The organism is Stagnimonas aquatica (assembly GCF_003730135.1).
GTDB lineage: Bacteria > Pseudomonadota > Gammaproteobacteria > Nevskiales > Nevskiaceae > Stagnimonas > Stagnimonas aquatica.
Map to the genome: position 1 here is coordinate 272,338 of NZ_RJVO01000001.1, position 25,602 is coordinate 297,939.

Here is a 25,602-nt window from a genome sequence, read left to right on the forward strand (position 1 = left end):
AACATCCGTAAACTGTTAACATGCGGTCAAACATTCGCCGGCCACGTACCGGCTCCGCAGTCGGTATCCCTTCGGAGTTCTTGATGTCGTCCTCGTCCCCCGCAGAGCAGGCTCCCATCAACTGGGTGACCACGCTGATGTTCGTGTTCACCACCCTGCCGCTGTTCACCGTGTTGCCCTGGTATCTGTGGACGCACGACGTCTCCGGCTGGGCCTGGTTCTGGGGCGTGGCGCTGCTCTACGCCAACGGCATCGGCATCACCGCCGGTTACCACCGGCTGTGGGCGCACCGCTCTTACAAGGCGCATCCGCTGCTGAAGCTGGTCTACGCCCTGTTCGGCGGCATGGCGATCCAGAACTCGATCCTGGTCTGGGCGTCGATGCACCGCATCCACCACCAGCACGTGGATCACGTCGACAAGGACCCCTACTCCGCCAAGCGCGGCCTCTGGTATTCCCACATCGGCTGGATGCTGCGCGACTACCCCAGCGCCGAACTCGACTTCGAGAACGCCCGCGACCTCAAGGCAGACAAGATCGTGATGTGGCAGCACCGCCACTATCTGGCCTTGATCCTGGTCATGAACATCGGCATCCCGGTTCTGCTGGGCCTGGCCTACGGCGACCTCTGGGGCTTCGTGCTGATCGCCGGCTTCCTGCGTCTGGTGGTCAACCACCACGTCACTTTCTTCATCAACTCGCTGGCTCATTTCTGGGGCCGTCAGCCCTATACCACGCGCAACACCGCGCGCGACAACGACGTGCTGGCCTTCCTCACCTATGGCGAGGGCTATCACAACTACCACCACCTGTTTCAGTACGACTACCGCAACGGCATCCGCTGGTGGCATTACGACCCCACCAAGTGGCTGATCGCCGCCTGTTCCTGGGTGGGGCTGACCACAGAGCTCAAGCGGGTGCCGGACTTCAAGATCCAGCGCGCCATGTTGCAGGCACAGTTCGAGCGCGCCCGCGAGAAGCTGGCGCAGAAGGCCAATGCCAACACCGGCCGGGTCGCCGAGCTGCAGCACTTGCTGGAGCAGGAGTGGCAGCATTTCAGCCAGACCGTCGCCGAGTGGAGCCGCCTGCAGGGCGAGAAGCTGGAGGCCGCCAAGCAGCAGTTCAGCGAGCGCGTCCACGAGCGCATGCACGAGGCCCAGAACCAGTGGGAGCACAGCGAAATGCGCCAGAAGCTGCTGGCCATGGAGCAGGCCCTGGAGGAAGCGCTGGAAATGCAGCGCCAGCGCGTGAAGCTGCTGCGGGTGCAGATGGCCTACGCCTGAGCGGCAGCTCCCGAGCCCGCCAAGAGCCCCGCCACTCGCGGGGCTTTTTGTTGGCCGCGACCCGGGCACCGGGTCCGGCCTCCGCCACAAAAAACCCCGCCTCGAAGGCGGGGTTCTGACAGCCGACGGGAGTCCGTCTTAGTTGTTGCCGCTGCGCTTGCGCTCGTGTTCCTTCAGGAACTTCTTGCGCAGGCGGATCGACTGCGGGGTGAGCTCCACCAGCTCGTCGTCGTTGATGAATTCCAGCGCCTGTTCCAGCGAGAACTTCTTGGGCGGGGTGAGGATGATGTTCTCGTCCGAACCCGAGGCGCGCATGTTGGTGAGCTTCTTGCCCTTCAGCGCGTTGACCACCAGGTCGTTGTCGCGGCTGTGGATGCCGACGATCTGGCCTTCGTAGACCTCATCGCCCGGGGCCACGCACATCTGGCCACGCTCCTGGAGGTTGAACAGGGCATAACCCAGCACCTTGCCCATTTCGTTGGAGATCATCACGCCGTTGTAGCGCTGGCCAAGCTGCTTGTTCTCGCCGGCCGGACCGAAATGGTCGAAGTTGTGGAACAGCAGACCGGTGCCGCCGGTCTGGTTGACGAACTCGGAGCGGAAGCCGATCAGGCCGCGCGAGCTGATGGTGTATTCCAGGCGGACACGGCCCTTGCCGTCCGGCACCATGTTGACCATCTTGCCGCCACGCTCGGCCAGGCCGGTGATCACCGAGCCCTGGTTGGCCTCTTCAACGTCGGCGACCAGGGTCTCGTAGGGCTCGTGCTCGACGCCGTCGACCATCTTGGTGATGACCTGCGGGCGGCCAACGCCGATTTCGTAGCCTTCGCGACGCATGTTCTCCAGCAGCACCGAGAGGTGCAGCAGGCCACGGCCGGAGACCAGGAACTGGTCCGGCGCTTCGCCGGGGCCAACGCGCAGGGCGACGTTGGTCTTCAGCTCCTTCTGCAGGCGGTCGCCGATCTGGCGGCTGGTGACGAACTTGCCTTCCTTGCCGGCGAACGGCGACTTGTTGACCTCGAACACCATGGTCATGGTCGGCTCGTCGACCACCAACGAAGCCAGGCCTTCCGGCACCTTGGCGTCGCAGACGGTCTCGGAAATGCCCAGCTCTTCGATACCGGTGAGGGCGATGATGTCGCCGGCCTGGGCCTCCGCCACTTCGTGCTTGTCGAGCCCCATGAAGCCGAGCACCTGCAGCACCTTGCCCTGGCGCACCGAGCCGTCACGGCCGACCACGCTGACCGGCATGTTCGGCTTGACCTTGCCGCGCTTGACGCGACCGGTACCGATCACGCCGACGTAGCTGGAGTAGGCCAGCGAGATGATCTGCATCTGGAACGGACCGTCGACATCCACCTTCGGCGGGCTGACCTTGTCGACGATGGTCTGGAACAGATAGTCCATGTTGCCTTCGCGGATGTCCGGGTTGTCGCCGGCGTAGCCGTTCAGCGCCGAGGCGTAGACCACCTGGAAGTCGAGCTGCTCGTCGGTGGCACCGAGGCGGTCGAACAGATCGAACACCTGGTCGATCACCCAGTGCGCGCGGGCGCCCGGACGGTCGATCTTGTTGACCACCACGATCGGGTTGAGGCCCATGTTGAAGGCCTTCTGGGTCACGAAGCGGGTCTGCGGCATCGGGCCGTCCTGCGCGTCCACCAAGAGGCAGACCGAGTCGACCATGCTGAGCACGCGCTCCACCTCACCGCCGAAGTCGGCGTGCCCGGGGGTGTCGACGATGTTGATGCGGTATTCGGTGTTGCTGCGCTTGTCCAGCCACTTGATGGCGGTGTTCTTGGCCAGGATGGTGATGCCGCGCTCGCGCTCGAGATCGTTGCTGTCCATGATCCGCTCGCCGAGATTCTCGCGGGAATCGAGGGTCTGGGACTGCCGCAGCAGCTTGTCCACGAGCGTGGTCTTGCCGTGGTCGACGTGGGCGATGATGGCGATGTTGCGGAGGTTCTGGATGCTCATGGCAGCGATACTCTGGAGGCCCGATGCTGCGGCGCAGCACGAAAAAAGATCGCGGATTGTACGCGCGCGACCATGACTCCGGTAGCACCGCCGGGCGGCCGGTACCTCGCCGCCCGCCCGACGTCGGCGCGGAGACCGGCCGCCGCGCCAACCGGGCGGCCCCGCCGAAACCGCGCCGACCGGGGTCGGTGTAGCGACGGCGGCGCACCAGAACAGGGCGGACGTTAGAGCGGATTTACCGCTTCCCCGGCACGAGGCCAGACCTGACAGTACGCCGCTCGCAGGCGCACCGGAGAAGAGCCATGCAGTGGGACATCCTGATCCGCAACGGACTGTTGTTCGATGGCGACGGCCGGACGCCGGTCGTCTCCGACCTCGCCATCAAGGATGGCTTGGTCGCCAGCCTCGGCAACGGCCTCGACGCCAGTCAGGCGCGCGAGGTGCTCGACGCCAGCGGCCAGTGGGTGATGCCCGGCCTGTTCGACGCCCACACCCATCTCGACCTGGAGGTGGAACTCGACTCCCGCCTGCCGGAAGTGGTGCGCCACGGCACCACCTCGGTGGTGATCGCCAACTGCTCGCTCGGCCTGGCTTTCGGCCGCCAGGACCGCAATGGCGAAAACCCGGTGGTGGACTGCTTCGCCCGCGTCGAGAACATGCCCAAGCACGTCCTGCAGAAGGCCGCCGCGCGCATCGACTGGCAGGACCCCAAGGGCTACCTGGAGCACCTCGCCGGCCTGCCGCTGGGCCCCAACCTGATTCCGATGATCCCGCACTCGATGCTGCGCGCCGAGGTGATGGGCCTGAAGACCAGCGTCAGCCGCGCGCCGACCGCCGAGGAGCTGGCACAGATGGAGAGCCTGCTCGACACCGCGATGCGCGACGGCTACCCGGGCTTCTCCACCGATGCCCTGCCCTTCCACTACCTCGCCAACGACCCGCACCGGCGCACCAAGATCCCCTCGCAGTGGGGCAGCTTCGAGGAACTCAAACGGCTGACCGGCGTGGTACGCCACTACGGCCGGGTCTGGCAGGCGACGCCGCCCAAGGACAATCCGCTGACCGTGTTCCGCAACTTCCTGCTCACCAGCAAACTGCTATGGGGCAAGACGCTGAAGGTAACCGCAGTGGCGGCACTGGACATCAGCACCAACAGGAGCCTGGCCAAGCTGGCGATCTTCCTGTCGCGCCTGCTCAACTCGCGCTTCGTCGGTGGTCATTTCCGCTTCCAGGCCCTGGCGGCGCCGTTCCGGGTCTGGTGGGACGGCCCGATCAATCCGCTGGCCGAGGAAATTCCCGAACTGCGCGAGTTGAACGAGCCCGATCTGGAAGATCGCGCCGCCCGCCGCGCCCTGCTCGACGATCCCGCCTACCAGGCCCGCTTCCGCAAGATGTGGATGCTCGGCAAGGGCGGTTTCAACCTCGCCAGCCTGATGCGCCTGCTCAAGCGCGAGCAGTACGCCTTCAGCCGCCGTCTGGACCTGATCGAAGTGGATGCCGGCCCGGTGCCGCGCGAATGGATCGGCGAAACCCTGGCCGCGCTGCTGCAGCGCCTGCAGGGCTGGCAGGCCACTGGCGGCGGCGCCCGCAACGAGGAAGAGCGTGAGCACTTCGAGCGCGCACCGGCGATTGCCGACGAGGTGGACTTCATGCTCCACCTGTACCGCGAATACGACACCGCGCTGCGCACTGTCACCGTCACCGCCAACCGCGACCCGGTGGTCACCGAGAAGCTGCTGTTCGACCCGCAGGTGCTGCCCGGCTTCAACGACAGCGGCGCCCACCTCACCAACATGGCCTTCTACGACGGCAATCTGCGCGGTCTGCAGATGGCGCAGAAGGAAGGCCTGGGCAAGGTCGCCTGGCAGATCCGCCGCCTGAGCCGCGAACCCGCCGAGTTCTTCGGGGTGCGCGCCGGCCGGCTGGTGGTGGGCATGCCCGCCGACGTCACCGTGCTCGATCCCGAAGCCCTGCGCCGCTACCAGAGCGAGGCCAACACCCACTTCGTCTGGCGCGAGGCCTTCCAGCATCACCAGATGGTCAACCGCTCGGACGGCGTGGTCAGCGCCACCCTCATCGGCGGCAAGTTGGCCTGGCGCGACCAGAGCTTCGCACCACGCCTGGGCCGGGAGAAGCTGGGACGGGTGCTGCTGGCCGACGGCCGCGAAGCGCGACCCGCCGAGGCGGCGCTGGCCGAGGCGGCCTAGGGCCTGTCACCCATTAGAACGCCGCTGCGTTGCCGGCCGAAAGCGCGTCAGGCAAGGCCCCGGCCGACCAGACCCAAGCTGCCGTCGCGGAGCCGATAGCGCGAGTCACACCGTATGATCGCGCCATCAACCCGCGCCATCGCATCGCATGACCCACGCTAAAGACTCGCTGTTCGGCCAGGCTGTTTCGCTATTGCAGCTGGGTGCGCCGGCGTCCTACCTGCTACTGCTGCTGTCGCTGCTGGCGCTGACGCTGATCATCGTCAAGACCTGGGAATTCTGGGACCTGGGCATCACCGACCGCTCCTACGTCAGCCGGGCGCTGATGCTGTTCCACCGTGGCCAGCCGGACGAAGCCCTGAGCCTGTTGCAGGCCCAGCGCGGTCCGCTGGCGCAGACCCTGGCAGCGGCCGTGGTCGCCGGCAGCCAGCCGGAGCTGAGCCCCGAGCAGGCGCAGGAGTACGCGCGGGTCTATGCCAGCGAACGGCTGGAGGAAGCACGCGGGCTGCTGCGTCCGCTGGAGGTGATCGGCCAGCTGGCGCCGCTCACCGGCCTGCTTGGCACCGTGCTGGGCATGATTTCCGCCTTCCAGGCATTGCAGCTGGCCGGGGAGCGGGTGTCGCCGGCGCAGCTTTCGGGCGGCATCTGGGAGGCCCTGCTGACCACCGCGGCCGGCCTGGTGGTGGCGATCCCCTGCATCGCCGCGCTGAACGCTTTCGAGCGACTGATCGAGCGCCTGCATACAGACCTGGAATCGGCGCTGACCCGCCTGTTCACGCCGCCGGTGCACCTGCCCGGCGTCAGCGAACCGACCGCGCTGGAGACCCTGTTCGAGAAGGTGCACTGATGCGTCTGGCGCTGGCGCGCCGGCCGCGTTCGCGGCTGTCGCTGATCCCGCTGATCGACGTGATGCTGGTGCTGCTGTTCTTCTTCATGCTCGCCACCAGCTATGTCCAGGTGGAGCGTACCCGGCTGGAACTCGCCGCCGCCGACGGCCCCGGCACCGGGGCCGACCAGGCACCGGCCGTGGCGGTGGTTCTGGAACAGGGACTGCTGCGCTACCAGGGCCAGGTGCGGCCGCTGGCGGAGTGGCTGCCGCAACTGCGGACCCTGCCTGCGAACGGCGAGCTGCTGTTGAGCCCGGCGCCCGGGGTCTCGCTGCAGGTGCTGCTCTCGGCCTGGGAGACGCTGCGTGCCGAGGGCGTCGCCGCCAAGTTGGGAACTGCGGCGCCATGAGGCTGAGCGGCGAGCCCGGGATCCGCCTGCCGCGCGGACGACGTCCGCGCAGCCTGGACGACGCCCTGCTGCCGCTCATCAACATCGTGTTCCTGCTGATGGTGTTCTTCCTGTTCGTCGGCCGCCTTGGCGGCGAGCGCGGCACCGCCAGAGCGCCGGTCAGCCAGAGCCGCGAGGCCGAGGCGGTCGCCGCCAGCCCGCAGCAACTGGAGCTGCTGCCGGACGGCCGCCTGCAGATCGGCAGCGAGCGTTTCGGCGAAGCCGAGCTGGCCGGCAGGATCGGCGACTGGCAGGGACGCTCGGTGGACCTGCGCAGCAGCGCCGACGCACCCGCCGAGCGGGTGCTGCGGGTGCTGGGCGTGCTGCGTGCGGGCGGCGTCGGCGAGGTGCGACTGCTGACGGTACGCGCCCGATCCTAGCCGGCGACGATCTCGCGCATCTCGGCGGCCCGGATCGCCTTCGGCTTCAGGCGCAGCTGGTCGAGCGCATCGGCCTCGGTCAGGGCCTGCACGCGCTGCAGATGCTCACGGATGCTCTCGCTGTAGAGATCGCGGCCGTCGAAGTGCGCGCCCATGTAGCGGTGCATGCCGCCGAAGTAGCCGTCCAGCCGTTCCGCCCACATCTTGCGGTTGAACTCGGCGGTGCCACGCAGCAGCTCTTCGGGCGAGTGGTAGCTGCTGCCGCCGGGCCCCGCCAAGCCGCAGTAGGTGAACTCGCGATAGAGATAGTCCCGGCATTTTTCCAGGTAGCAACGGTCGGCGGTCTGGGCCAGGACGTCGGCGGTGCCGAGGATGAAGCCCAGCTGGCGGTCCTTGGGGTCCTGCACGTCGATGGCATCCAGAGCCAGTTCGTAGCCGGTGAAATGCACCAGCTGGCGCGCCATCGCCGCCTCGCGGTCGTAGCCGGCCTCTGGCAGGAAGTCGCCGAGGAAATCGGCGCTGCGCTGCACGTGCACGAAGGTGAACTCGGCGCCGTTGCGCGCCGGGTCGTCTTGCCGGCGGATATAGCCGGCGTCGTGGAACAGGGCGGCGACCACGCCGAGGATCCCGCGCCGCGCACCCAGGCGTTGCTCAACGGCGGCACTGCGCTCGTAGCCTTCCAGCAGGCGCGCATAGGCGAGCGCGCAATCGAGGGAATGCTGGGCGTCGTGATACCAGGTGTCACAGCCGGCGTAGCCGCGAAGGCTGCCGGCATAGAGCTGGGCGAATACCCGGAATGCCTGCTGCACCGGCGCCAGGCTGGTGCCGGGATACAGCGCCGCCAACAGCGCGGCCACCGCGTCGCGGACGGCATCGGGACGGGCGATCTCGACGCGATTGGTGACGTCGTAGTGATTGCGGCGCCGCATCACCCCTCCTCCGGGTCGGTGGCCTGACTCGATGGTAGGCGGCCGGCTCAGGGGCGGATAGCGCAGGACATGACCGGCGTCACAACTCGACCAGGACCGGCGCGTGGTCGGAGGGGCGCTCCAGCCGGCGCGGCGCGGTATCCACCTTCCAGCTCCGCGCGCTCAGCGGCGTGGACAGCAGCAGGTGGTCGATGCGCAGGCCGAGGTTGCGGCGGAAGCCGGCGGCGCGGTAGTCCCACCAGGTGAAGCGGCCGTCCGGCAGGAACGGCTGGGTGTAGGCATCCACCAGACCAAGGTCGAGCAGGGCTTGCAGCGCCGCGCGCTCCGGCGGCGAGCAGAGGATGTTGCCCTCCCAGGTCGCCGGGTCGTGGCTGTCTTCCGGGGTCGGCGCGATGTTGTAGTCGCCCAGCACCGCCAGCTGCGGGTGCGCGGCCAGCTCGCCGTGCAGGTAATCGCGCAGGGCGGCGAGGAAGCGCAGCTTGTACTCGTACTTCTCCGAGCCCACCGCCTGGCCGTTGACCACGTAGACCGAGACCACCCGCAGGCCGCCGACGGTGGCGGCGATCACCCGCTTTTGCGGGTCCTCGAAACCCGGCAGATCGCGGCTGACGTCTTCCAGCACCAGCGGCGCGCGCGCCAGCAGGGCGACGCCGTTGTAGGTCTTCTGGCCATTGCTCACCGCCTGGTAGCCGGCCTCGGCCAGCGCCGCATGCGGGAACACCTCGTCGACCAGCTTCAGCTCCTGCAGCGCCACCACGTCGGGCTGTGCCTCGGCCAGCCAGCCGAGCAGGTGCGGCAGGCGCACGTTGAGGGAATTGACGTTCCAGGTCGCGATCTTCATGGCCGTGGGCTCAGGCCTCGCGCGCCAGCGCGCGCCAGCCGATGTCGCCGCGATGGAACTCGCCGCGCCAGGAAATCTTCGCCACCGCCGCATAGGCCGCCGCCTGCGCGGCACGGATGTCGGCGCCGCGACCGACCACGCAGAGCACGCGGCCACCAGTGCTGACCACCGCGCCGTCCTTGTCGCTGGTGCCGGCGTGGAACACCTTGGCCTGGGCGCCGAAGTCGGCATCGAGTCCCTGGATCGCGTCGCCCTTGGCGATGGGGCCGGGGTAACCCTCGGCGGCCATCACCACGCCCAGGGTGGCGTCGGTCGCCCACACCGGCGGGTGCTGGCTCAGACGGTTGTCGATGGAGGCTTCCAGCAGTTCCAGCAGATCGGAGTCCAGGCGCATCAGGATCGGCTGGGTCTCCGGGTCGCCCATGCGCACATTGAATTCGATCACGTAGGGCGCGCCGGACTTGTCGATCATCAGCCCGGCGTAGAGAAAGCCGCTGAACGGCGTGCCCTCGGCCGCCATGCCGGCCAGGGTCGGCTCGATCACCTCGCGGCAGGCGCGGGCGTGCACCTCCGGAGTGACCACCGGCGCTGGCGAATAGGCGCCCATGCCGCCGGTGTTGGGGCCGGTGTCGCCGTCGCCGACCCGCTTGTGGTCCTGCGCCGAGGCCATCACCGCGTACTCGCCGTTCTTGCCGGCGACGACGATGAAGCTCGCCTCCTCGCCTTCGAGAAAATCCTCGATCACCACCCGCGCGCCGGCCTTGCCGAGCATCTCGCCGCTGAGCATGTCGCGGATCGCGGTCTCGGCTTCCGCCAGCGTCATCGCCACCACCACGCCCTTGCCGGCGGCGAGGCCGTCGGCCTTGATGACGATGGGCGCGCCGCGCTCGCGCACGTAGGCGCAGGCGGCGTCGGCCTCGGTGAACACCCGGTACTGCGCGGTGGGGATGCGGTGGCGCTCCAAAAAGCCCTTGGTGAAGGCCTTGCTGGCCTCCAACTGCGCCGCCGCCTTGGTCGGCCCGAAGATGCGCCGGCCGGCGGCCTCGAAGGCATCGACCACGCCCAGCGACAGCGGCAGTTCCGGGCCAACCACGGTGAAGCCCACACCCTCGTCGGCGGCCAGCCTGAGCAGGCCGGCGATGTCGTCGGCCGCCACCGGCACATTGCGGCAACCGGCCTCGCGGGCGGTGCCGGCATTGCCCGGCGCCACCAGCACCTCGCTCACGTTCGGGGAGGCGGCGAGCTTGTAGGCGAGCGCGTGTTCGCGGCCGCCGGAGCCGATGACCAGGACTTTCATGGGGATTCGTCGGACTTCAAGAGGAAGAATGGCCGACTATTTTACGGGCATCGCCCGCACCGGCCTTCGGCCACAAAAAAGCCCGCCTTGAGGGCGGGCTTCTCACACGCTGCGGGTCTTAGCCCTTGTAGGCCTTGATGCCGGCTTCGATCTCGCCACGGGCGCCGGCGGCGTCGCGCCAGCCGGTGATCTTCACCCACTTGCCCTTCTCCAGCGCCTTGTAGGAGCTGTAGAAGTGGTGGATCTCGTTCTTGACGCGCTCCGGCACGTCGGCGAGGTCCTGCAGATTCGGGTAGGCGTTGTTGCTGACCTTGTCCACCGGCACCGCCAGCAGCTTGGCGTCAGTGCCCTTCTCGTCCTCGGTGTCGAGCACGGCAACCGCGCGGCACTTGATCACCGAACCGGCAACCACCGGGTGCGGGGTGATGACCAGCACGTCGACCGGATCGCCGTCGCCGGCCAGGGTCTTGGGGATGTAGCCGTAGTTGGCCGGGTAGCTCATCGCCACGTTCATGAAGCGGTCGACCATCAGCAGGCCGGTTTCCTTGTCCACCTCGTACTTCACCGGCGGACCGTAGGCGGGAATCTCGATGACGACGTAAAACTCGTTCGGCGCTTTTTCGCCGGGGCCAAGGGCTTCAAATCCCATTGCAGTGTTCTCTCTCGGTAGGTGGAGCAGCAGGTTCGGGGGGCGGGATTATACGAAAGGCGCTGTCCGCGTTCGTTGACGCTCTCTGCCGCCGGACGGTACTGTTAAAGGCCAGACGGATCGGCAGTCGACGCCGCCAACCGCTGCCCCCCATTCGAGAAGGCTTGAGAGATCATGAGAATCGTCCTGCTAGGCGCGCCCGGCTCCGGTAAAGGCACGCAAGGCGAAAAGCTGGTTGCGCACCTGGGCATCCCGAAGATTTCCACCGGCGACGCGCTGCGCGCGGCGGTAGCCGCCGGCACCGAGCTGGGCAAGAAGGCCAAGGCGACCATGGACGCCGGCCAACTGGTCGCCAACGAGATCGTGATCGGCATCGTCGAGGAGCGCCTGGCCCAGCCGGACGCGCAGAAGGGCTTCATCCTTGACGGCTTTCCGCGCAACACCGCGCAGGCCGAGGTGCTGGAAGGCATCCTCAAGCGCCTGGGCAAGGACGGCATCAGCAAGGCCGTGCACCTGCACGTCGACGACGAGGAAATCGTCACCCGCCTGCTGCTGCGCGCCGAGAAGGAAGGCCGCGCCGACGACAAGGAAGACGTGATCCGCCACCGCATCGGCGTCTACAACGCCGAGACCAAGCCGCTGCTCGATTTCTACGGCAAGCAGGGCAAGCTGGTGACGGTGGAAGGCGTGGGCTCGCTGGAAGACATCTTCAGCCGCATCCTCGGCGTGCTCTGAACCCCTGCGAAACCGGCAACAAAAAGGGATTTATATACGAAACTAGACGGCGAGCCCCTTAGTTCGGCTTTTTCTTGACCGGCTTCGCCTTCGCTGCGCTCTTGTCGGCGGCGCGAAAAATCGCCTTCGCAATTTCCTCCGGAGTTCCGGGCAGCGGGTCAATTTGGTTGGTGACGGGGCGGCCACGTTGGCGCGTGGGCTTCTCGGTCATGCAGCTATGCTCGTGCTGTAGGGGAGCGATTTAATGTATGTTTCCATAGCCGCCCAATCTGGCTCTTTGGTCCCCGTTGTGGGGAGGCGAACTATGGACTCGTTCATTCGGTCGAGGTGCCATTTGCGGCCGTAATTGAAGCGGAACCGCTCCCGCCTAATCAGCGCGCAAATAAACATCGCGGTGTAGGGGGTCATCTCAAATTTCGGGTACAGGACATTTACGTCATCGGACGCCCGGAAGGGCTCGGGTTGATAGAATGCCTCGGCAACTGATCCGTTGTAGTTGACCGTTATGGTGCCGCCTGTGTGATTTGGCTCGGCGCTGACAAACTGCCGGTAGCCGTTGTTCGTATCGATCGCGCCGATGAAGGGGGTTTCACCCGGCTTCATCTCGGCCTTCGTCAATCTTTGTCCCTTCTTGATGTCGAACAACGCATCGTATCGGAAGCCAGCCCAAGCGCTGGTCTTTAGCGGAGCGGAGCTAGTCGCGAGTACCGGGGCTTTGGCTCCCGCAAATGGATCTAGGCTAACGGTCTTTACCCACGCGGGCATCGCGGTCGGGGCAGGCAATTCTAGCCCCGCAAGTGTTTTGTTCGCCTGTCGGCCAAACCCGAACCTGAAACGATTCGCGGTAATGCACCGAACCCACCAGAGCTTTTCCTGATCGGTCATCGGTGTCTTCGCCGTCAGCACCATGACGTGATAGCCACTGTAGAACGGGAACGGCTGTAGGAAAGCAGCACCAGCGCCCCCTTGGCCGTTGAGCGCCACGGTGACGGTCCCGGCTGCTGCGGGCTCTACATCGGGGAGCCGCTCGACACGCCCGCTGACACCGTTGTTCCGGATAGTGCGCGAGACGAAGTTAACGGCGTCTGGTGCGTCGGACACCGTTAGCCGATTGAACTCCAAGCTGTGTCCGTATTGAAGGAAAAAGAGATCGCTAACCGTCGTCATCGTCCGGCGTCCCATGCATCTTGCCCGCGCCAATCAAGCGAAACATTGCGTAGCTCTTTACGACTTCCTCGAAATCCTTCTGCGTTATCGTGCTGTAATCAGTCTCCATATGCGCCTCCGCGCACCATTCATCGTCTGCGGTGACAGCCGTCAGCACGCTGAGGCCAGTGTCCTTTTCTCGGTTCAGGAATAGTTCGAGCCAGTGGCGGCGGATCGCAGTCCAATTACCCTTGTCGATCCGCCCCATGTGCTTCGTCTTGAGAAACCCGTCGTCCTTGAAATAGCCGAAGAACGTCTTGAATCCCTTGGGCTGAGGCTTGTGAGCGTCAAACACCATGATGCAAGTGATGACACCCACAGGGTGAAAGAGGTCCGCCGGCATCGAAAGAACGCCGGACAGCGTATGACTAGCGAGCAATCGCTCGCGGGCCGCGACAGCTTTCGCGGTCGCGGATGTTACGCAACTCATCTGCACTATCGCGGCACACCGCCCACCCGGCTGTAGGCAGGCCAGGGCATTCTCGATGAACTCAAGTTGCCCGTCCTCACCCACGTCGTAGGGCGGATTGAGGAACGCAACGGTTGGGTTGAGCGAACGGACCTTCTCGATGATTTCCTGAGCGAAAGAGTCGCCCTGATAAATGTGCGATTTCCCGTCGCCGCTCATCATCATGTTGGAGCAAGCGAAGGTGAACATATCAGTCCGGCGCTCGATGCCGATGAGCTGATTTTCCTTAATGGCCCTGCGCTTCTTCTGGTCCGAACCGGCGAGCTGGAGCATGTGCTTCATGGCCGAAATCAGAAACCCACCGCTGCCACAGCACGAGTCAAATACAACATCGTTCGTATTGAGACCGACAAGATCGCAAAACAGCTCTGTTACGTGCTGCGGCGTCAAAACCAAGCCGGTCTTCTTGTCGGTGCCAGCGTAGCGAATGAACTCTCGATAGAAGCGCCCCAGCACGTCATAGCCCTTGTCGCCAAGCGTGATGAGCGGGAGAACGGACTTTTCGAGGCGCTCCGTTATATCGCGAAGGACGTAATTATCGAGTTGATCGGACGCCTTCTTCTTTTTGATTTGCGCCGACTTGGCGATCGAGTGGTTCTTGATCTTCTCGTACTCGCCGATCATCGAGTCCACGCGGCCGGCGTCGATCTCGGCGTCCTTCAGAACATTCTTGATGCTCGATACAATAAACGCCGCCAGCCGCTCCGGCGTCGGTTCGAACTTTTTCGAGGTCGCGCGTTCCTTGTAGGACGCTTTGAACGCCCCATCTTGCAGGGCGAGCAGGATGGCGCTGACAAGTGTGCAGCGTTCATATTCCACAATGGAATAATCGTTCAGTTCCCTGTTGAGGTCGATCGCCGTTTTGGTGATCTCGGCGGACTCAATGCTCTGAGCTTGTTCGTCGCCTTTGAAGCGAGAGATGTACGAGAAAACATCGAGAAGGGTTGAACCCTCGTCGCTCACCTCGGCCTGCCCCATCTTCTGATAGAAGGTGGATATTTTCAGCTTGCCGAGCACGCTGCCGCTCACCGCGATTGAGATCACGTTATATTCTTGGGATAGGAACGCGGAGTAGTGAAGGACGCCATCGACCGCGTACGAGGCCGGATATTGGCGGTCCGCGCTCTCGTGAAATTTCGCGTCTGCCTTGCACTCCACAACGATGATGTCGTCCGGCAGAGCAGGGATCGTGATAATGAACTCGGGGGAGCCCCCTTTCCCAGTCAACTTCTTTGATGCCGTGGCGAGGCAGCGCCTAGCCTTCGCGACCGACGACTTCTGCTCATCAAGCTTGATAGCACTGAAAAGCGGGTCGTTCTTGAAGTGATCGCGAACGAAATCCTCGGTGATCTTTTCGTTTTTCACGATACGTCCACAAGATCGTTATATCGGAGGCGCTTACCGTCGAGGCCCTTCGCCAGCAAAGTCATCTGCATGATGGTATCGAGCCCGCGCACGTAGTGGCGACCCGCGAACTCGGTGACATAACGCGAGATGTGCTTCGCGCTCATCTGGTGATAGGTGCCCTTGTAGCCCCGCTTGAGCATCGCCCAGAAGCTTTCGATGCCGTTGGTGTGGGCCATGCCGTTCACGTATTCGCCGACGCTGTGCCGGACAGAGCTATGGGCAAACGAGGACGACAGGCTGCGATAGCCGCTATGCTCGTCCGTGAAGACAGCCGCGCCAGTTTCCACATTATCCACAACGAACCCCTTCAACGTCGCGGAATCGGTCTTCTCGATCACGCTCGCATTGACCTTGCCGTCGCGCTCTTTGGCCCCGATCACGGCGGTCTTGCCGACCGCGCCCCTGCCGGCCTTCAAACGCGTGCTTGTTGCGTTCTTTCCCGCCCACGTAGGTTTCGTCAATCTCTACCTCGCCAGTCAGCTTCCCACCGCCGTCGATCCACCCCTGCCTGATCTTCTGCGCGAGCAGCCAAGCCGACTTCTGAGTGAGACCGAGATCACGGTGCAGCTTCATGCTCGAAACGCCCTTGAGGCTCGTGGACATGAGGTACATCGCGATCGCCCATTTTTGCAAGGCGACCTTGCTGGACTGCATGACAGTGCCGGTTCTCACGCTGAAATATTCGCGGCACTCGCCGCAATGGTAGGGCATCGGACGCTCATTCGGGGCGGTCGAAGTTTTGAGCGAACCGCAATGCGGGCAATGGCGCTGCCCTTCGGGCCAGCGGATGTCCTCAAGCCACTTGCGGCTCGCGGCTTCATCCGGAAACATCTGAAAAAGCTGCAACACTGTAAGGCCGTTACGTTCGCTTCTGCCAGGAGCTTTCTGTGACATTTCAATCCCCTCTGTGTCTAATTATGTAATTTAAATGAGGCGGGAGGGCAAGCGATTTCGTCTGGCTTCGTATATAACTTCCCCACAAAAAAGCCCGCAGTCGCGCGGGCTTTTTTGTGGGCCGTGGACGGCCGCGCTTTCCTTCAGAGGCCGTGCGATTCCAGCCAGCCGACCGGGTCGCTGGACTCGTCGGACGCCGCGACCCGCTCCTCCAGGCCGAAGTCCTCGCGCTCGGCGTCGAGCGCGCCACGCAGGTCTTCGGGCGGGGCGCAGGGTCGGGCCTCGAGTTCGGCCCAGCTATCGAAATCGTATTCGTCGAGCGCGCCGTCGTAGTACTGCACCAGCACGATCTCGGTCTTGGCGTCGACCCCGACGATCTCGAAGCGCTCGCCCGCCGACTCGTACCAGTCGCCGACCGATACCTCGCGCAACCATTCGGCCATCTGCTGCTCCTTGCGAACCCGTTGAGAGGAGGTCGCGAAACCCTTGTACGCCCGGGGTCCGGGAGCGGCAACCGCCTTTCGTCGTATGACCAGCGGTGCGGCCTAGGCCGGCTCGGCCAGGGCCTGCAACAGGCTTTCGCCGACCACCGCCCGGCGCCAGCCGCTCAATACCCGCACCGGCGCGCTGGCGCCCAGGAACAGCAGCGCCTCCAGCTCGGCGCGCGGCGCCAGCAGGCCGGGCGGCAGCTGCAAAGCCTCGGCGGCCTTGCGACAGGCGTCCTGGAGCCGCTGCAGCCGACGCTTCTGCTCCGGTGCCAGGCGCTCGTCCTGCGCCAGTACCGGCAGCGGCTCGGGCAGCGGTTCGGCGAGCAGGGCGAGCAGACGGCTGCCGTGGCGCTCCAGGGTCTTGGGCGGCAGCACCTTCAGCGCCGCCAGTTCCTCGGGATTGCGTGGCCGCCGCTCGGCCAGGCGGTACAGCGCCTCGTCGTCGAGGATCCAGCCGCGCGGCCGGTTGCGTAGCTGCGCCTCGGTCTCGCGCCAGGCGGCGAGCCGCGCCGCCAGCTGCTGGCCGACCGGCGCCAGCCGGGCGAGGCCGCGCAGGCGCTTCCAGGCATCCTCGGGACGGGTCTCGTAGGTGGCCGGGTCTTCCATGCGGCGGGCATCTTCCAGCAGCCAGGGCTCGCGGCCGGCGGCGACCAGAGCCTCGTGCAGCGGCGGGTAGAGCGTCGCCAGATGGGTGACATCGGCGGCGGCGTAGTCGATCTCCGCCTGGCTCAGCGGCCGCCGCGACCAGTCGGTGCGCGACAGGCTCTTGTCGATGACGATGCCCAGGCGCTTCTCCACCAGGCCGGCGTAGCCGAGCTGGTCACCGAGGCCCAGCAGCGAGGCCGCGAGCTGGGTGTCATAGACCGGCGCCGGGCAGCGGCCGGTGAGCTGGCTGAAGATCTCCAGATCCTGCGAGGCGGCGTGGAACACCTTGATGGTCGCGGGATCATTGAGCCGCTCGAACAGCGGGCCCAGGTCGGCGATGGCGATGGCGTCGATCACCCAGGCGTCCTGGCCGTCGCCGATCTGCACCAGGCAGAGCTTGGGTCGGTAGGTGTCGATGCGCAGGAATTCGGTATCGACGGTCAGCCAGGCGCGGCCCTGCCAGCGGGCGATGGCGGCGGCGAGGCCGGCGGGGGTGTCGATCCAGTGGGTTTGGCTCATGGTTTTGCTGTCGTGCGTAGACCAATACGGTAGCATCGCGCCACCCATTTACCGGCGTCTGATCGATGTTTGCCCACGCCCTCCGCGTGACGCTCGCCCTGCTGCTGTTCCGTGGCGGGCCGCAGGATTTCCCCTATTCCGTGCCCCTGAGCCGGGCCTGCGCCGCCATCGCGGTGGTCAGCAGCCTGCTGCTGATGGCGCCGCTGGCGCCGCTGCCCATGGCCCTGGCCGCCGCGCTCGGCGGCGCCGGCGGTCTGGCCTTCTTCACCCGCAGCCTGCTGCGTGCGCGCGGCATGGAAAACCGTCTGGCGCAGACGCTGGGCGCGCAGTACCTGGCCGGCGCCCTGTTCGCGCTGGCGATGTGGCTGCCGTTCCAGGCGATGGCGCCCTCGTTCCTGGCGCTGATGCAGGACCCGGAGGCGATGGAAAAACTGCGCCTGGGCACGCCGCCGGCGGTGGAGGCCCCGGCCTGGGCGGCGCTGCTCTCCGATCTGCTGTTCTTCTGGAGCATCGCGGTGAGCGTGCGCATCAACCGTCTGGCCGCCGATCTGTCGATGACCGCCAGCGTGCTGCTGACCCTGGTCAGCCTGTTCGTGATGCTCAGCTTCGTGGTGTTCGCGCAGCTGCTGGCGATGCCGCTGCTGGCGATGTTCGGCGATCTGCCCGCCACCGCGCCCGCCGCCGCTCCCACGGTCTGACAAAACCCATGCACCTGCACATCCTCGGCATCTGCGGCACCTTCATGGGCGGCATCGCCGCCATCGCCCGCGAGGCCGGCCATCGGGTCAGCGGCAGCGACGCCAACGCCTGGCCGCCGATGTCCACCCAGCTGGAGCAGCTCGGTATCGCCCTGCAATCCGGCTACGCCGCCGAGCATCTGCAACCGGCGCCGGACGTGGTGGTGGTCGGCAATGTGGTGACCCGGGGCGCGAAGTTCCCGGCCATGGAGTACGCGCTCGACCAGGGCCTGCCCTACGTGAGCGGCCCGCAATGGCTGGCCGAGAACGTGCTGCGCGGCCGCCATGTGCTGGCGGTGGCCGGCACCCACGGCAAGACCACCACCACCTCGATGCTGGCCTGGATCCTCGACTACGCGGGGCTCAAGCCCGGCTTCCTGATCGGCGGCGTACCGGCCAACTTCGGCATCTCGGCGCGGCTGGGCGAGTCGAAGTACTTCGTGATCGAGGCCGACGAGTACGACACCGCGTTCTTCGACAAGCGCAGCAAGTTTGTCCACTACCGGCCGCGCACGGCGATCCTCAACAACCTCGAATACGACCACGCCGACATCTTCGAGAACCTCGGCGCCATCGAGAAGCAGTTCCACCACCTGATCCGCACCGTGCCGGCCAGCGGCCGGCTGGTGGTGAACGGGGGTGACGACAATCTCGCGCGGGTGCTGGGCATGGGCTGCTGGAGCGCGGTGGAGCGCTTTGACGATGCGGCCGGCTGGCGCGCCGAGCCGCGCCCGGCGGTCGCGCCCGGTGCTTTCGAGGTGTTCCGCGCTAGCGTCTCGCTGGGTGTGGCGACGCTGGCGATGCCCGGCGCCCACAACCGCGCCAATGCCCTGGCGGCGATTGCCGCCGCCGAACACGTCGGCGTCGATCCGAAGCTGGCGATGGCGGCACTGGCCAGCTTCAAGGGCATCAAGCGCCGGCTGGAAGTGTTCGGCGAGGCGCGTGGCGTCACCGTCTACGACGACTTCGCCCACCATCCCACCGCCATCGCGGTGACCCTCGCCGCGCTGCGCGAGCGGGCGCCGGGCGCGCGCATCCTCGCCGTGCTGGAGCCGCGCTCCAACACCATGCGGCTCGGCACCCACAAGGACGAGCTGGCGCACAGCCTGGAAGGCGCCGACCGCTGCCATGTCTACGCGCCAGCCAGCCTGAAGTGGGATGCCGCCGCCGCGCTGGCGCCGGTCGGCGCGCGGCTGGCGGTGCATGCCGATCTGGATGCCCTGGTCGCGGCGGTGGCCGCCGAGGCGCGCGCTGGCGACCAGGTGCTGGTGATGAGCAACGGCGATTTCGGCGGCGTCCACGGCCGCCTGCTGAGCGCGCTGGGCCAGGGCGGCTAGGGCCCGTCACCCATTAGAACGTCGCTGCGTTGCCGACCAAAAGCGCGTCAGGCAAGGCGCCGGCTGTCCATCCGCCGCCGCCCGCCTCCCTCCGGCGACGGCGGGTCTGAAAATTTTTCGTGAATTTCCTGCATCCGCAGGGCTGATACCGGGCGTATTCCCCGGGCGTGTGTTGCTGCGCGCTCGCGGTCGATAGGGTGCTGCAACCCGGGGTCCACCCGTGTTGACGGCGCTCGCCAGGTCACCCCACTGACGAGGAAATTTCATGAACTTCAAGATCTTGCCGTTCCCCTTGGCCGCCATGGCGCTGTTCGCCGGCCTGGCCGCCTGCAGCAACAACGACGCCCCGGCGCTGCCGCCGGTGGTTGCCGATACCTATGTGCTGACCAGCGGCAACCAGCTGCTCGGTTTCGCCGCCGCCGACCCCAGCCGCCAGAACCGCGTGGCGCTGCAGGTGCCGGCCGGCGAAACCCTGCTCGGCGGCGACTACCGCCCCGCCGACGGCCTGCTCTACGTGCTGACCAAGGCCGGCACCGCCGGCAAGCTCTACACCGTCAACACCAGCACCGGCGCGCTCACCGCCGCCACCGCCGCCAGCCTGAGCAACGCTACCGGCGGTGCGTCCGTCGAGCTGAGCGGCGTCAAGTTCGGCGTCGACTTCAACCCGGTCGCCGACCGCCTGCGGGTGGTCTCCGACACTGGCCAGAACCTGCGCATCAACGTCACCGCCGCCGCCAGCAACACCATCGTCGATGGCGCCATCTCCAGCGGCCTGACCGAGGCGGCCTACACCAATACCTTCGCCAGCGCCTGCCAGACCGACCTCTATTACCTGAGCGCCAGCCAGTTGTTCCTGTCTGCCGCGCCCAACGGACTGGCCACCAACGCCGCGACGCCGCGCCTGGTCGGCAGCCTGGGCGTGACCGCCGATGCTGACAGCGGCTTTGACGTGCGCACCAGCGCCACCGGCAACAGCCTGGTCGCCGCGCTCAAGGTCGGCGGCGCCTACGGCTATTACGAGATCAATCCGGCCACCGGCGCCGCCACCAGCCGGGGCGGCCTCGCAGTGCCGGCCGGCAACACCGTGGTCGGCCTCGTCGCCACCCTGCCGACCGCCAGTGCCACCCCGGCCTTGCAGCCTGGCAACACCCTGGCGGTACTCGGCGGCGCCGCGCCCAGCCTGGTCAGCTTCAACCGCGCGCCCAGCGGCTCGCCGGCCAAGCTCTGCAGCACGGCGGCGATCACCGGCATCGGCGCTGGCGAGACCATCGTCGGCGGCGACACCCGCCCGGCCAACGGCCAGCTCTACCTGCTCACCCAGAACGGCACCACCGGCAAGCTCTACAGCCTGGCCAGCACTGGCGCCGCCACCCTGGTCTCCACCCTCGCCGCTGACAGCGGCGATGCCAGCGCGCCCTACGCCGGCCTCGACGGCAGCAACTTCGGCGTCGACTTCAATCCGGTGCCGGACCGTCTGCGCGTGGTCTCCGACAGCGGCCAGAACCTGCGTATCAACGTCGATACCGGCGCCACCACTACCGACACCGGCCTGACCACCGCCGGCGTTGAGGGTGGCCGTTCCGGCATCAGCGCCGCGGCCTACACCAACAGCCTGGCCGGCGGTAACGCCGCTTCGCTGGCCACCACGCTGTACGCGCTCGACAGCAGCACCGATGCCCTGGTGCGGATCGGCAACGATCCCGCCAACGGTGTGGCCGGCGACCCGGGTAACCCCAACAGCGGCGTGGTCGCGCCAGTGGCGGCGTTGACCAGTGGTGGTGCGGCCTTCGACCTCGCCGCCAGCAATGCCTTCGAGATCATCGGCAGCACCGGCGGCGCCTTGGTCACCTCCGGTAGCACGCTCTACAGCCTGAGCCTGAGCGACGGCGTGCTGACCTCGGCGGGCAGCTTCACCGGGCCAGTGCTGGCGCTGTCGGCCAGCGGCGCACAGACCGCGACGGTGTTTGGTGTCACCACCGGCAACAAGCTGGTCAGCTTCGCGCCCTCGTCGCCGGGGACGGTCACGGCCATCGGCACCATTGGCGTGCCGGCCGGAGAAACCGTGCTGGGCATCGACTTCCGCCCCAGCGTCGGCCCGCGCGACAACGAGCTATGGGCACTGACCAGCGCCGGCAAGCTCTACACCGTCAACACCAGCACGGCGGCGGCGACGGCGATCTCCACCCTCAGCGGCACCGGCCTGAGCTTCCCCGGCACCGGCGAGCACGGCGTCGACTTCAATCCGCTGCCGGATCGCCTGCGGGTGGTGAATGCCGGCCAGCAGAACCTGCGCATCAACCCGGAAACCGGCAGCACCACGGTGGACGGCAACCTGAGCAGCGCCAACGTCTTCGGCGCCGGCTACACCAACAGCTTCGGCAGCGCCGCCGCCACCAAGCTGTACTACCTGGCCGAGGGCGGCAGCACCGACAGCCTGCAGACCACCACCGCCCCCAATGACGGCGCGCTGACCACGGTCGGCGCCGGCCTGGGCGTCGACGTCAGCGCCATCGGTGATCTCGACATCGCGGGCGGCCAGAACGGTTTCGCACTCGCCGCTCTACAGCCAGCCGCCGGCGGCGTTTCCGGCCTGTACCGGCTGAGCCTCAGCGCCGGCACCGCGACCAGCATCGGCAACATCACCACCCTCGGCGACGAAGCCATCCGTGGCATTGCCATCCAGTTGAAGTGAGGTGAGCGCAGTAGTTGGGGCCGGCTCTGCCGGCCCTTTTTTTTGGGGCGGATTGCGGCATGATCGCGGCCTGCCTTCGCGAGACCCCCATGTCGCTACCCGCCGCCACCGAACTTGAAGCCTGGGCCGTCCGCGCCCTGGAAGCCGCCCGCCGGGCCGGCGCCACGCAGGCGGAAGCGAGTGTTTCCACCAGCCGCGCGCTCACCGTCAACGTGCGCATGCGCGAGCTGGAGTCGGTGGAGTTCCAGCGTGATCGCGACCTGCACCTGACCGTCTATTTCGGCCACCGCATGGGCGCGGCCAGCACCGCCGATCTTTCCGACGCCGGCCTGCGCGACAGCGTGCAGGCGGCCTGCGACATCGCCCGCGCCGCTGGCGAAGACCCCTGCCTGGGCCTGGCCGACGCCGCGCTGATGGCCGATACCACCAAGCTGCCCGACCTCGACCTCTACCACCCCTGGACGCTGAGCCCGGAACAGGCCAGCGAGCTGGCGCTGCGTTGCGAAGCCGCCGCCTTCGCCGCCGACCCGCGCGTCAGCCAGAGCGAGGGCGCCGGCATCGACAGCCGCGAAGGCCTGGGCGTCTACGCCAACAGCCACGGCTTCATCGGCCACCGTCGCTCCAGCGACCATTCGCTCTCCTGCGGCGTGATCGCCCGCGCCGGCGAGGACATGCAGACCGGCCACCACTACAGCAGCGCCCGCGCGCCGGACGATCTCTGGACGCCGGAGGTGATCGGCGCCGAGGCCGGCCGCCGCGCCGCCGCCCGCCTGGGCTCACGGCCACTGTCCACCCGTACCGCGCCGGTGCTGTTTGCGCCGGAGATGGCGCGCGGACTGATCGGCCACGCGCTCAGCGCCATGAGCGGCGGCGCCCTCTACCGCAAGACCAGCTTCCTGCTCGGCAAGCTCGATAGCCCGGTGTTCTCGCCGGCGGTGAGCCTGCTGCAACGCCCCTTCATCCCGCGCGGCGCCGGCTCGGCGCGCTTCGACGGCGAGGGTGTCGCCGCCCGCGAACGCAACCTGGTCGAAGAAGGTGTGCTGCGCGGCTGGCTGCTGGGCAGCTATGCCGCCCGCAAGCTCGGCCTGAGCAGCACCGGCAACGCCAGCGGCGCCTACAACGTGCTGGTGCCGCCCGGCCCGCTCGGCTTCGAGGCGCTGCTCAAGGAAATGGGTACCGGCTTGCTGGTCACCGGCCTGATGGGCCAGGGCGTCAATCCGGTCACCGGCGACTACTCGCGCGGCGCCGAGGGCTACTGGGTGGAGGCTGGCGAGATCGTCCACCCGGTGGACGAGGTGACGGTCGCCGGCAATCTGCTCGACATGTACCGGCGGATCGTGGCGGTGGGCAGCGACGTGGACCGGCGTGGCGGCGTGCGCGTCGGCAGCCTGCTGGTGGACGGGATGACCATCGCCGGGACCTGATCGCGCCTGCCAGGGCCTCAGGCGAAGGCGCTGATCCGCTCCTCGCGCATCTGCTGCGACCGCAGCATCTGGGCGAACGACGACGCCACCACCGGCTTGCACAGGTAGTAGCCCTGGAACTCGTCGCAGCGGGTGCTGCGCAGAAACTCCAGATGCGCCGCCGTCTCGATGCCCTCGGCGAGCACCCGCAGGCCCAGGCTGTGCGCCAGGGAAATCACCGCGCGGACGATGCTGGCGGAATCCGGGTCGCGCGGCGCCGCGAGCAGGAAGCTGCGGTCGATCTTCAGGCAGTGCACGCGGAAGCGCTGCAAGTAGCTCAGGCTGGAATAGCCGGTGCCGAAATCGTCCATCGAGATCAGCACCCCCAGCTCGCGCAGACGGGCCAGCATCGCCGCCGCCTTCTCGCCGTCCTGCATCACCGCACTCTCGGTGATCTCCAGCTCCAGGCACTCCGGCGCCAGGCCGGTCTCGGCCAGCACCTCCGAAACCAGCTCGGCGATGTCGCCGCGCGCCAGCTGCCGGGGCGACAGATTGACCGACACCGGCAAGGCCGGCAGCCCCTGCCGCTGCCAGGCTCGTGCCTGGGCACAGGCGGTGCGCAGCACCCATTCGCCGATCGGCACGATCAGGCCGGTCTCCTCGGCGAGCGGGATGAATCTTCCCGGTGGAATCAGGCCTTCGGAACTCTGCCAGCGCACCAGCGCCTCGACGCCGACGATGCGGCCGCTGGCGAGCTCGTACTTGGGCTCGTAGTGCAGCACGAATTCGCGACGCTCCACCGCCTGGTGCAGGCGCATCAGCAGGTCCAGCCGGCCGGCATCCTGCGGCGCCATTTCCGAGGCGAAGAACTGGACGTTGTTACGCCCCATTTCCTTGGCCCGGTACATGGCGGCATCGGCGCTGCGCAGCAAGGCCTTGAGGTCGTCGCCGTCCTGCGGAGCGAGGCTGACGCCGATGCTGCAGGTGAGGCTCAGCTCGCGTCCGCCGACCCGGCAGGCTTGCGCCACCGCCGAGCGCAGGCGCCCGGCGATGTGCTGGGCCTGCTCGCGGCACATCGGGCCATCAAGCAGCACCACGAATTCGTCACCGCCGAGACGCGACACCAGATCACGTTCGCGCACCGCCTGCTGCAGCCGACGGGCGACGATCTGCAGCAGGTGATCGCCGGCCTCGTGTCCGAGGCTGTCGTTGACCAGCTTGAACTGGTCGAGGTCGATGAACACCAGCGCCGGTCCCTGGGCGGCGGACCGCGACAGCACATGGCCGACCCGCTCGGTCAGCAGCAGGCGGTTGGGCAGGCCGGTGACCGCGTCGTGGGTGGCCTGATGGTGCATCCGCAGCTCGTGGCGCTTGCGCTCGGTGATGTCCTCCACCGTGCCTTCGTAGAACAGCAGCTGGCCGTCCTCGCCACGCACCTCGCGGGCGTTCTCGGAGATCCAGATCACGCTGCCGTCGCGACGGTAGATCTCGGATTCGAAATTGGTGACATGGCCCTGGCCTTCCAGCGCCGCGACGAAATCGGCGCGCCGGCGCGGCTCGACGTAGAGCTGGTGGTCGATGTCGCGCAGGCTGGCGATCAGCTCCGCCGGGGAGTCGTAGCCATACATGCGCGCCAGCGCCGGGTTGACGGTGACATAGCCGTCGCGCGCGGTGGACTGGAAGATGCCCTCGATGGCGTTCTCGAAGATGCTGCGGTAGCGGCGCTCGGCCTCCGCCAGCGACTGCTCCACCAACCGGCGCCGGGAGTTGTCCTGGACGATGGCCTCGACCGCGACCACCGACCCGTCTTCGGCGAAGGCGCCGGCGCCGCGCTCCAGCACCCAGCCGATGTGGCCATCGGCACGGACGATGCGGTACTCGATCTCGTAGCGCTGACGACGCTCCAGGGCGGCGGTGATGGCCAGGCTGACCGCCTCGCGGTCCTCGGGATGCCGCAGCTGGTGAAAGCTCAGGCTGTCGGTACCGCTCAGCGCCTGCGGGCTGTAGCCGGTGAGCGCCAGACAGCCCTCGCTGGCGAAGTCCAGCGTCCAGCGGCCATCGCAGCGGGCGCGGTACACCATGCCGTCCAGGTTCGACAGCAGCGTCGCCAGCGGATGACCCCGCTGCGGCATGCCGCTGGACAGGCTGGGAGGCAGGACTTGCTGAACCCGGAGGGCACGCATCGGTGGGGAGGTCTTGTTCAGGCTGGCGTTGCAGCAATGGTCATGCCAGCCG

The 25,602-nt window shown here is 67.0% G+C and carries 23 protein-coding genes; 10 read left to right on the forward strand and 13 right to left on the reverse strand.

Going from position 1 to position 25,602, the window contains the following annotated elements:
• Nucleotides 1-83: 83 nt before the first annotated feature.
• The gene (locus ED208_RS01230) at nt 84-1,283 is read left to right on the forward strand and encodes an acyl-CoA desaturase (protein ID WP_123210036.1); all 1,200 of its coding nucleotides are present in this window, start codon (nt 84-86) and stop codon (nt 1,281-1,283) included.
• Nucleotides 1,284-1,421: 138 nt separating this feature from the next.
• On the opposite strand, the gene typA is transcribed toward ED208_RS01230, so the two are convergent.
• Nucleotides 1,422-3,257, reverse strand: a complete 1,836-nt coding sequence (typA, locus tag ED208_RS01235) for a translational GTPase TypA (protein WP_123210037.1) — start codon at nt 3,255-3,257, stop codon at nt 1,422-1,424.
• 302 nt (nt 3,258-3,559) lie between these two features.
• Between typA and ED208_RS01240 the strand changes: the two genes are divergently transcribed.
• The 4 genes from ED208_RS01240 to ED208_RS01255 all read left to right on the forward strand — a co-directional run bounded on the left by ED208_RS01240 (nt 3,560) and on the right by ED208_RS01255 (nt 7,119).
• Nucleotides 3,560-5,464: an N-acyl-D-amino-acid deacylase family protein gene (locus ED208_RS01240; protein ID WP_123210038.1), complete on the forward strand. Its 1,905-nt coding sequence runs from the start codon at nt 3,560-3,562 to the stop codon at nt 5,462-5,464.
• Nucleotides 5,465-5,612: 148 nt separating this feature from the next.
• Nucleotides 5,613-6,311 (forward strand): MotA/TolQ/ExbB proton channel family protein, encoded by a 699-nt coding sequence (locus ED208_RS01245; protein WP_123210039.1) that lies wholly within the window; start codon nt 5,613-5,615, stop codon nt 6,309-6,311.
• Nucleotides 6,311-6,700 (forward strand): ExbD/TolR family protein, encoded by a 390-nt coding sequence (locus ED208_RS01250; RefSeq protein WP_123210040.1) that lies wholly within the window; start codon nt 6,311-6,313, stop codon nt 6,698-6,700. Before ED208_RS01245 ends, ED208_RS01250 begins: the two co-directional genes overlap by 1 nt.
• Nucleotides 6,697-7,119, forward strand: coding sequence for an ExbD/TolR family protein (locus ED208_RS01255; protein ID WP_123210041.1), 423 nt, complete (start codon nt 6,697-6,699; stop codon nt 7,117-7,119). Before ED208_RS01250 ends, ED208_RS01255 begins: the two co-directional genes overlap by 4 nt.
• On the opposite strand, the gene ED208_RS01260 is transcribed toward ED208_RS01255, so the two are convergent.
• The 4 genes from ED208_RS01260 to ppa form a co-directional block, all read right to left on the reverse strand.
• Nucleotides 7,116-8,048, reverse strand: coding sequence for an HD domain-containing protein (locus ED208_RS01260; RefSeq protein WP_123210042.1), 933 nt, complete (start codon nt 8,046-8,048; stop codon nt 7,116-7,118). The two genes, ED208_RS01255 and ED208_RS01260, sit on opposite strands and share 4 nt — an antisense overlap.
• A 79-nt stretch (nt 8,049-8,127) precedes the next feature.
• On the reverse strand, nt 8,128-8,889 hold the full coding sequence (locus ED208_RS01265; RefSeq protein WP_123210043.1) for an exodeoxyribonuclease III: 762 nt from the start codon (nt 8,887-8,889) through the stop codon (nt 8,128-8,130).
• 10 nt (nt 8,890-8,899) lie between these two features.
• Nucleotides 8,900-10,186 (reverse strand): phosphoribosylamine--glycine ligase, encoded by a 1,287-nt coding sequence (gene purD / locus ED208_RS01270; RefSeq protein ID WP_123210044.1) that lies wholly within the window; start codon nt 10,184-10,186, stop codon nt 8,900-8,902.
• A 118-nt stretch (nt 10,187-10,304) separates the two neighbouring features.
• Nucleotides 10,305-10,835: an inorganic diphosphatase gene (ppa, locus tag ED208_RS01275; RefSeq protein WP_123210045.1), complete on the reverse strand. Its 531-nt coding sequence runs from the start codon at nt 10,833-10,835 to the stop codon at nt 10,305-10,307.
• Between the two features lie 174 nt (nt 10,836-11,009).
• Here ppa and ED208_RS01280 point away from each other — a divergent pair, with 174 nt between their 5' ends.
• Nucleotides 11,010-11,570, forward strand: a complete 561-nt coding sequence (locus ED208_RS01280; RefSeq protein ID WP_123210046.1) for an adenylate kinase — start codon at nt 11,010-11,012, stop codon at nt 11,568-11,570.
• A 58-nt stretch (nt 11,571-11,628) separates the two neighbouring features.
• Here the strand turns inward: ED208_RS01280 and ED208_RS17210 are convergent, their stop codons facing one another.
• The 7 genes from ED208_RS17210 to rnd form a co-directional block, all read right to left on the reverse strand.
• The gene (locus tag ED208_RS17210) at nt 11,629-11,781 is read right to left on the reverse strand and encodes a hypothetical protein (protein ID WP_158608387.1); all 153 of its coding nucleotides are present in this window, start codon (nt 11,779-11,781) and stop codon (nt 11,629-11,631) included.
• Entirely contained in the window at nt 11,778-12,737 is a 960-nt protein-coding gene (locus tag ED208_RS01285; protein ID WP_123210672.1) for a restriction endonuclease subunit S, read from the reverse strand. Before ED208_RS01285 ends, ED208_RS17210 begins: the two co-directional genes overlap by 4 nt.
• Nucleotides 12,724-14,610, reverse strand: coding sequence for an HsdM family class I SAM-dependent methyltransferase (locus ED208_RS01290; protein WP_123210047.1), 1,887 nt, complete (start codon nt 14,608-14,610; stop codon nt 12,724-12,726). Before ED208_RS01290 ends, ED208_RS01285 begins: the two co-directional genes overlap by 14 nt.
• On the reverse strand, nt 14,607-15,032 hold the full coding sequence (locus ED208_RS17405) for an IS1595 family transposase (RefSeq protein WP_233574739.1): 426 nt from the start codon (nt 15,030-15,032) through the stop codon (nt 14,607-14,609). Before ED208_RS17405 ends, ED208_RS01290 begins: the two co-directional genes overlap by 4 nt.
• Nucleotides 14,941-15,546 carry an IS1595 family transposase gene (locus tag ED208_RS17410; protein ID WP_199720469.1) on the reverse strand — a complete coding sequence of 202 codons (606 nt, stop codon included), beginning with the start codon at nt 15,544-15,546 and terminating at the stop codon, nt 14,941-14,943. The genes ED208_RS17405 and ED208_RS17410 overlap by 92 nt, the downstream gene beginning before the upstream one ends.
• A gap of 143 nt (nt 15,547-15,689) precedes the next feature.
• Nucleotides 15,690-15,989, reverse strand: a complete 300-nt coding sequence (locus ED208_RS01300) for a DUF6763 family protein (RefSeq protein WP_123210048.1) — start codon at nt 15,987-15,989, stop codon at nt 15,690-15,692.
• Nucleotides 15,990-16,091: 102 nt separating this feature from the next.
• Entirely contained in the window at nt 16,092-17,198 is a 1,107-nt protein-coding gene (rnd, locus tag ED208_RS01305; protein ID WP_123210049.1) for a ribonuclease D, read from the reverse strand.
• A 65-nt stretch (nt 17,199-17,263) separates the two neighbouring features.
• Here rnd and ED208_RS17415 point away from each other — a divergent pair, with 65 nt between their 5' ends.
• The 4 genes from ED208_RS17415 to pmbA all read left to right on the forward strand — a co-directional run bounded on the left by ED208_RS17415 (nt 17,264) and on the right by pmbA (nt 23,388).
• Nucleotides 17,264-17,896, forward strand: coding sequence for a hypothetical protein (locus tag ED208_RS17415; RefSeq protein ID WP_199720470.1), 633 nt, complete (start codon nt 17,264-17,266; stop codon nt 17,894-17,896).
• An 8-nt stretch (nt 17,897-17,904) separates the two neighbouring features.
• Nucleotides 17,905-19,272, forward strand: coding sequence for a UDP-N-acetylmuramate:L-alanyl-gamma-D-glutamyl-meso-diaminopimelate ligase (mpl, locus tag ED208_RS01310; protein ID WP_199720471.1), 1,368 nt, complete (start codon nt 17,905-17,907; stop codon nt 19,270-19,272).
• Between the two features lie 265 nt (nt 19,273-19,537).
• Entirely contained in the window at nt 19,538-21,964 is a 2,427-nt protein-coding gene (locus tag ED208_RS01315) for a DUF4394 domain-containing protein (RefSeq protein WP_123210051.1), read from the forward strand.
• An 89-nt stretch (nt 21,965-22,053) separates the two neighbouring features.
• Complete coding sequence (gene pmbA, locus ED208_RS01320; protein WP_123210052.1) at nt 22,054-23,388, forward strand: metalloprotease PmbA; 1,335 nt, start codon at nt 22,054-22,056, stop codon at nt 23,386-23,388.
• A 17-nt stretch (nt 23,389-23,405) separates the two neighbouring features.
• Here pmbA and ED208_RS01325 read toward each other — a convergent pair whose 3' ends face one another.
• Nucleotides 23,406-25,550, reverse strand: a complete 2,145-nt coding sequence (locus tag ED208_RS01325) for a putative bifunctional diguanylate cyclase/phosphodiesterase (protein ID WP_199720473.1) — start codon at nt 25,548-25,550, stop codon at nt 23,406-23,408.
• Nucleotides 25,551-25,602: the final 52 nt, after the last annotated feature.

Bases quoted from the DNA above. Each gene is read 5' to 3' on its own strand.
- typA (WP_123210037.1), bottom strand. From the start codon at position 3,257: ATGAGCATCCAGAACCTCCGCAACATCGCCATCATCGCCCACGTCGAC.
- rnd (WP_123210049.1), bottom strand. From the start codon at position 17,198: ATGAGCCAAACCCACTGGATCGACACCCCCGCCGGCCTCGCCGCCGCC.
- ED208_RS01245 (WP_123210039.1), top strand. From the start codon at position 5,613: ATGACCCACGCTAAAGACTCGCTGTTCGGCCAGGCTGTTTCGCTATTG.
- ED208_RS01285 (WP_123210672.1), bottom strand. From the start codon at position 12,737: ATGACGACGGTTAGCGATCTCTTTTTCCTTCAATACGGACACAGCTTG.
- ED208_RS01300 (WP_123210048.1), bottom strand. From the start codon at position 15,989: ATGGCCGAATGGTTGCGCGAGGTATCGGTCGGCGACTGGTACGAGTCG.
- ED208_RS01240 (WP_123210038.1), top strand. From the start codon at position 3,560: ATGCAGTGGGACATCCTGATCCGCAACGGACTGTTGTTCGATGGCGAC.
- purD (WP_123210044.1), bottom strand. From the start codon at position 10,186: ATGAAAGTCCTGGTCATCGGCTCCGGCGGCCGCGAACACGCGCTCGCC.
- ED208_RS01325 (WP_199720473.1), bottom strand. From the start codon at position 25,550: ATGCGTGCCCTCCGGGTTCAGCAAGTCCTGCCTCCCAGCCTGTCCAGC.
- ED208_RS01280 (WP_123210046.1), top strand. From the start codon at position 11,010: ATGAGAATCGTCCTGCTAGGCGCGCCCGGCTCCGGTAAAGGCACGCAA.
- ED208_RS01250 (WP_123210040.1), top strand. From the start codon at position 6,311: ATGCGTCTGGCGCTGGCGCGCCGGCCGCGTTCGCGGCTGTCGCTGATC.
- ED208_RS01255 (WP_123210041.1), top strand. From the start codon at position 6,697: ATGAGGCTGAGCGGCGAGCCCGGGATCCGCCTGCCGCGCGGACGACGT.
- ED208_RS17415 (WP_199720470.1), top strand. From the start codon at position 17,264: ATGTTTGCCCACGCCCTCCGCGTGACGCTCGCCCTGCTGCTGTTCCGT.
- ppa (WP_123210045.1), bottom strand. From the start codon at position 10,835: ATGGGATTTGAAGCCCTTGGCCCCGGCGAAAAAGCGCCGAACGAGTTT.
- ED208_RS01265 (WP_123210043.1), bottom strand. From the start codon at position 8,889: ATGAAGATCGCGACCTGGAACGTCAATTCCCTCAACGTGCGCCTGCCG.
- ED208_RS01230 (WP_123210036.1), top strand. From the start codon at position 84: ATGTCGTCCTCGTCCCCCGCAGAGCAGGCTCCCATCAACTGGGTGACC.
- ED208_RS01315 (WP_123210051.1), top strand. From the start codon at position 19,538: ATGAACTTCAAGATCTTGCCGTTCCCCTTGGCCGCCATGGCGCTGTTC.
- pmbA (WP_123210052.1), top strand. From the start codon at position 22,054: ATGTCGCTACCCGCCGCCACCGAACTTGAAGCCTGGGCCGTCCGCGCC.
- ED208_RS01260 (WP_123210042.1), bottom strand. From the start codon at position 8,048: ATGCGGCGCCGCAATCACTACGACGTCACCAATCGCGTCGAGATCGCC.
- mpl (WP_199720471.1), top strand. From the start codon at position 17,905: ATGCACCTGCACATCCTCGGCATCTGCGGCACCTTCATGGGCGGCATC.
- ED208_RS17410 (WP_199720469.1), bottom strand. From the start codon at position 15,546: ATGTCACAGAAAGCTCCTGGCAGAAGCGAACGTAACGGCCTTACAGTG.
- ED208_RS17210 (WP_158608387.1), bottom strand. From the start codon at position 11,781: ATGACCGAGAAGCCCACGCGCCAACGTGGCCGCCCCGTCACCAACCAA.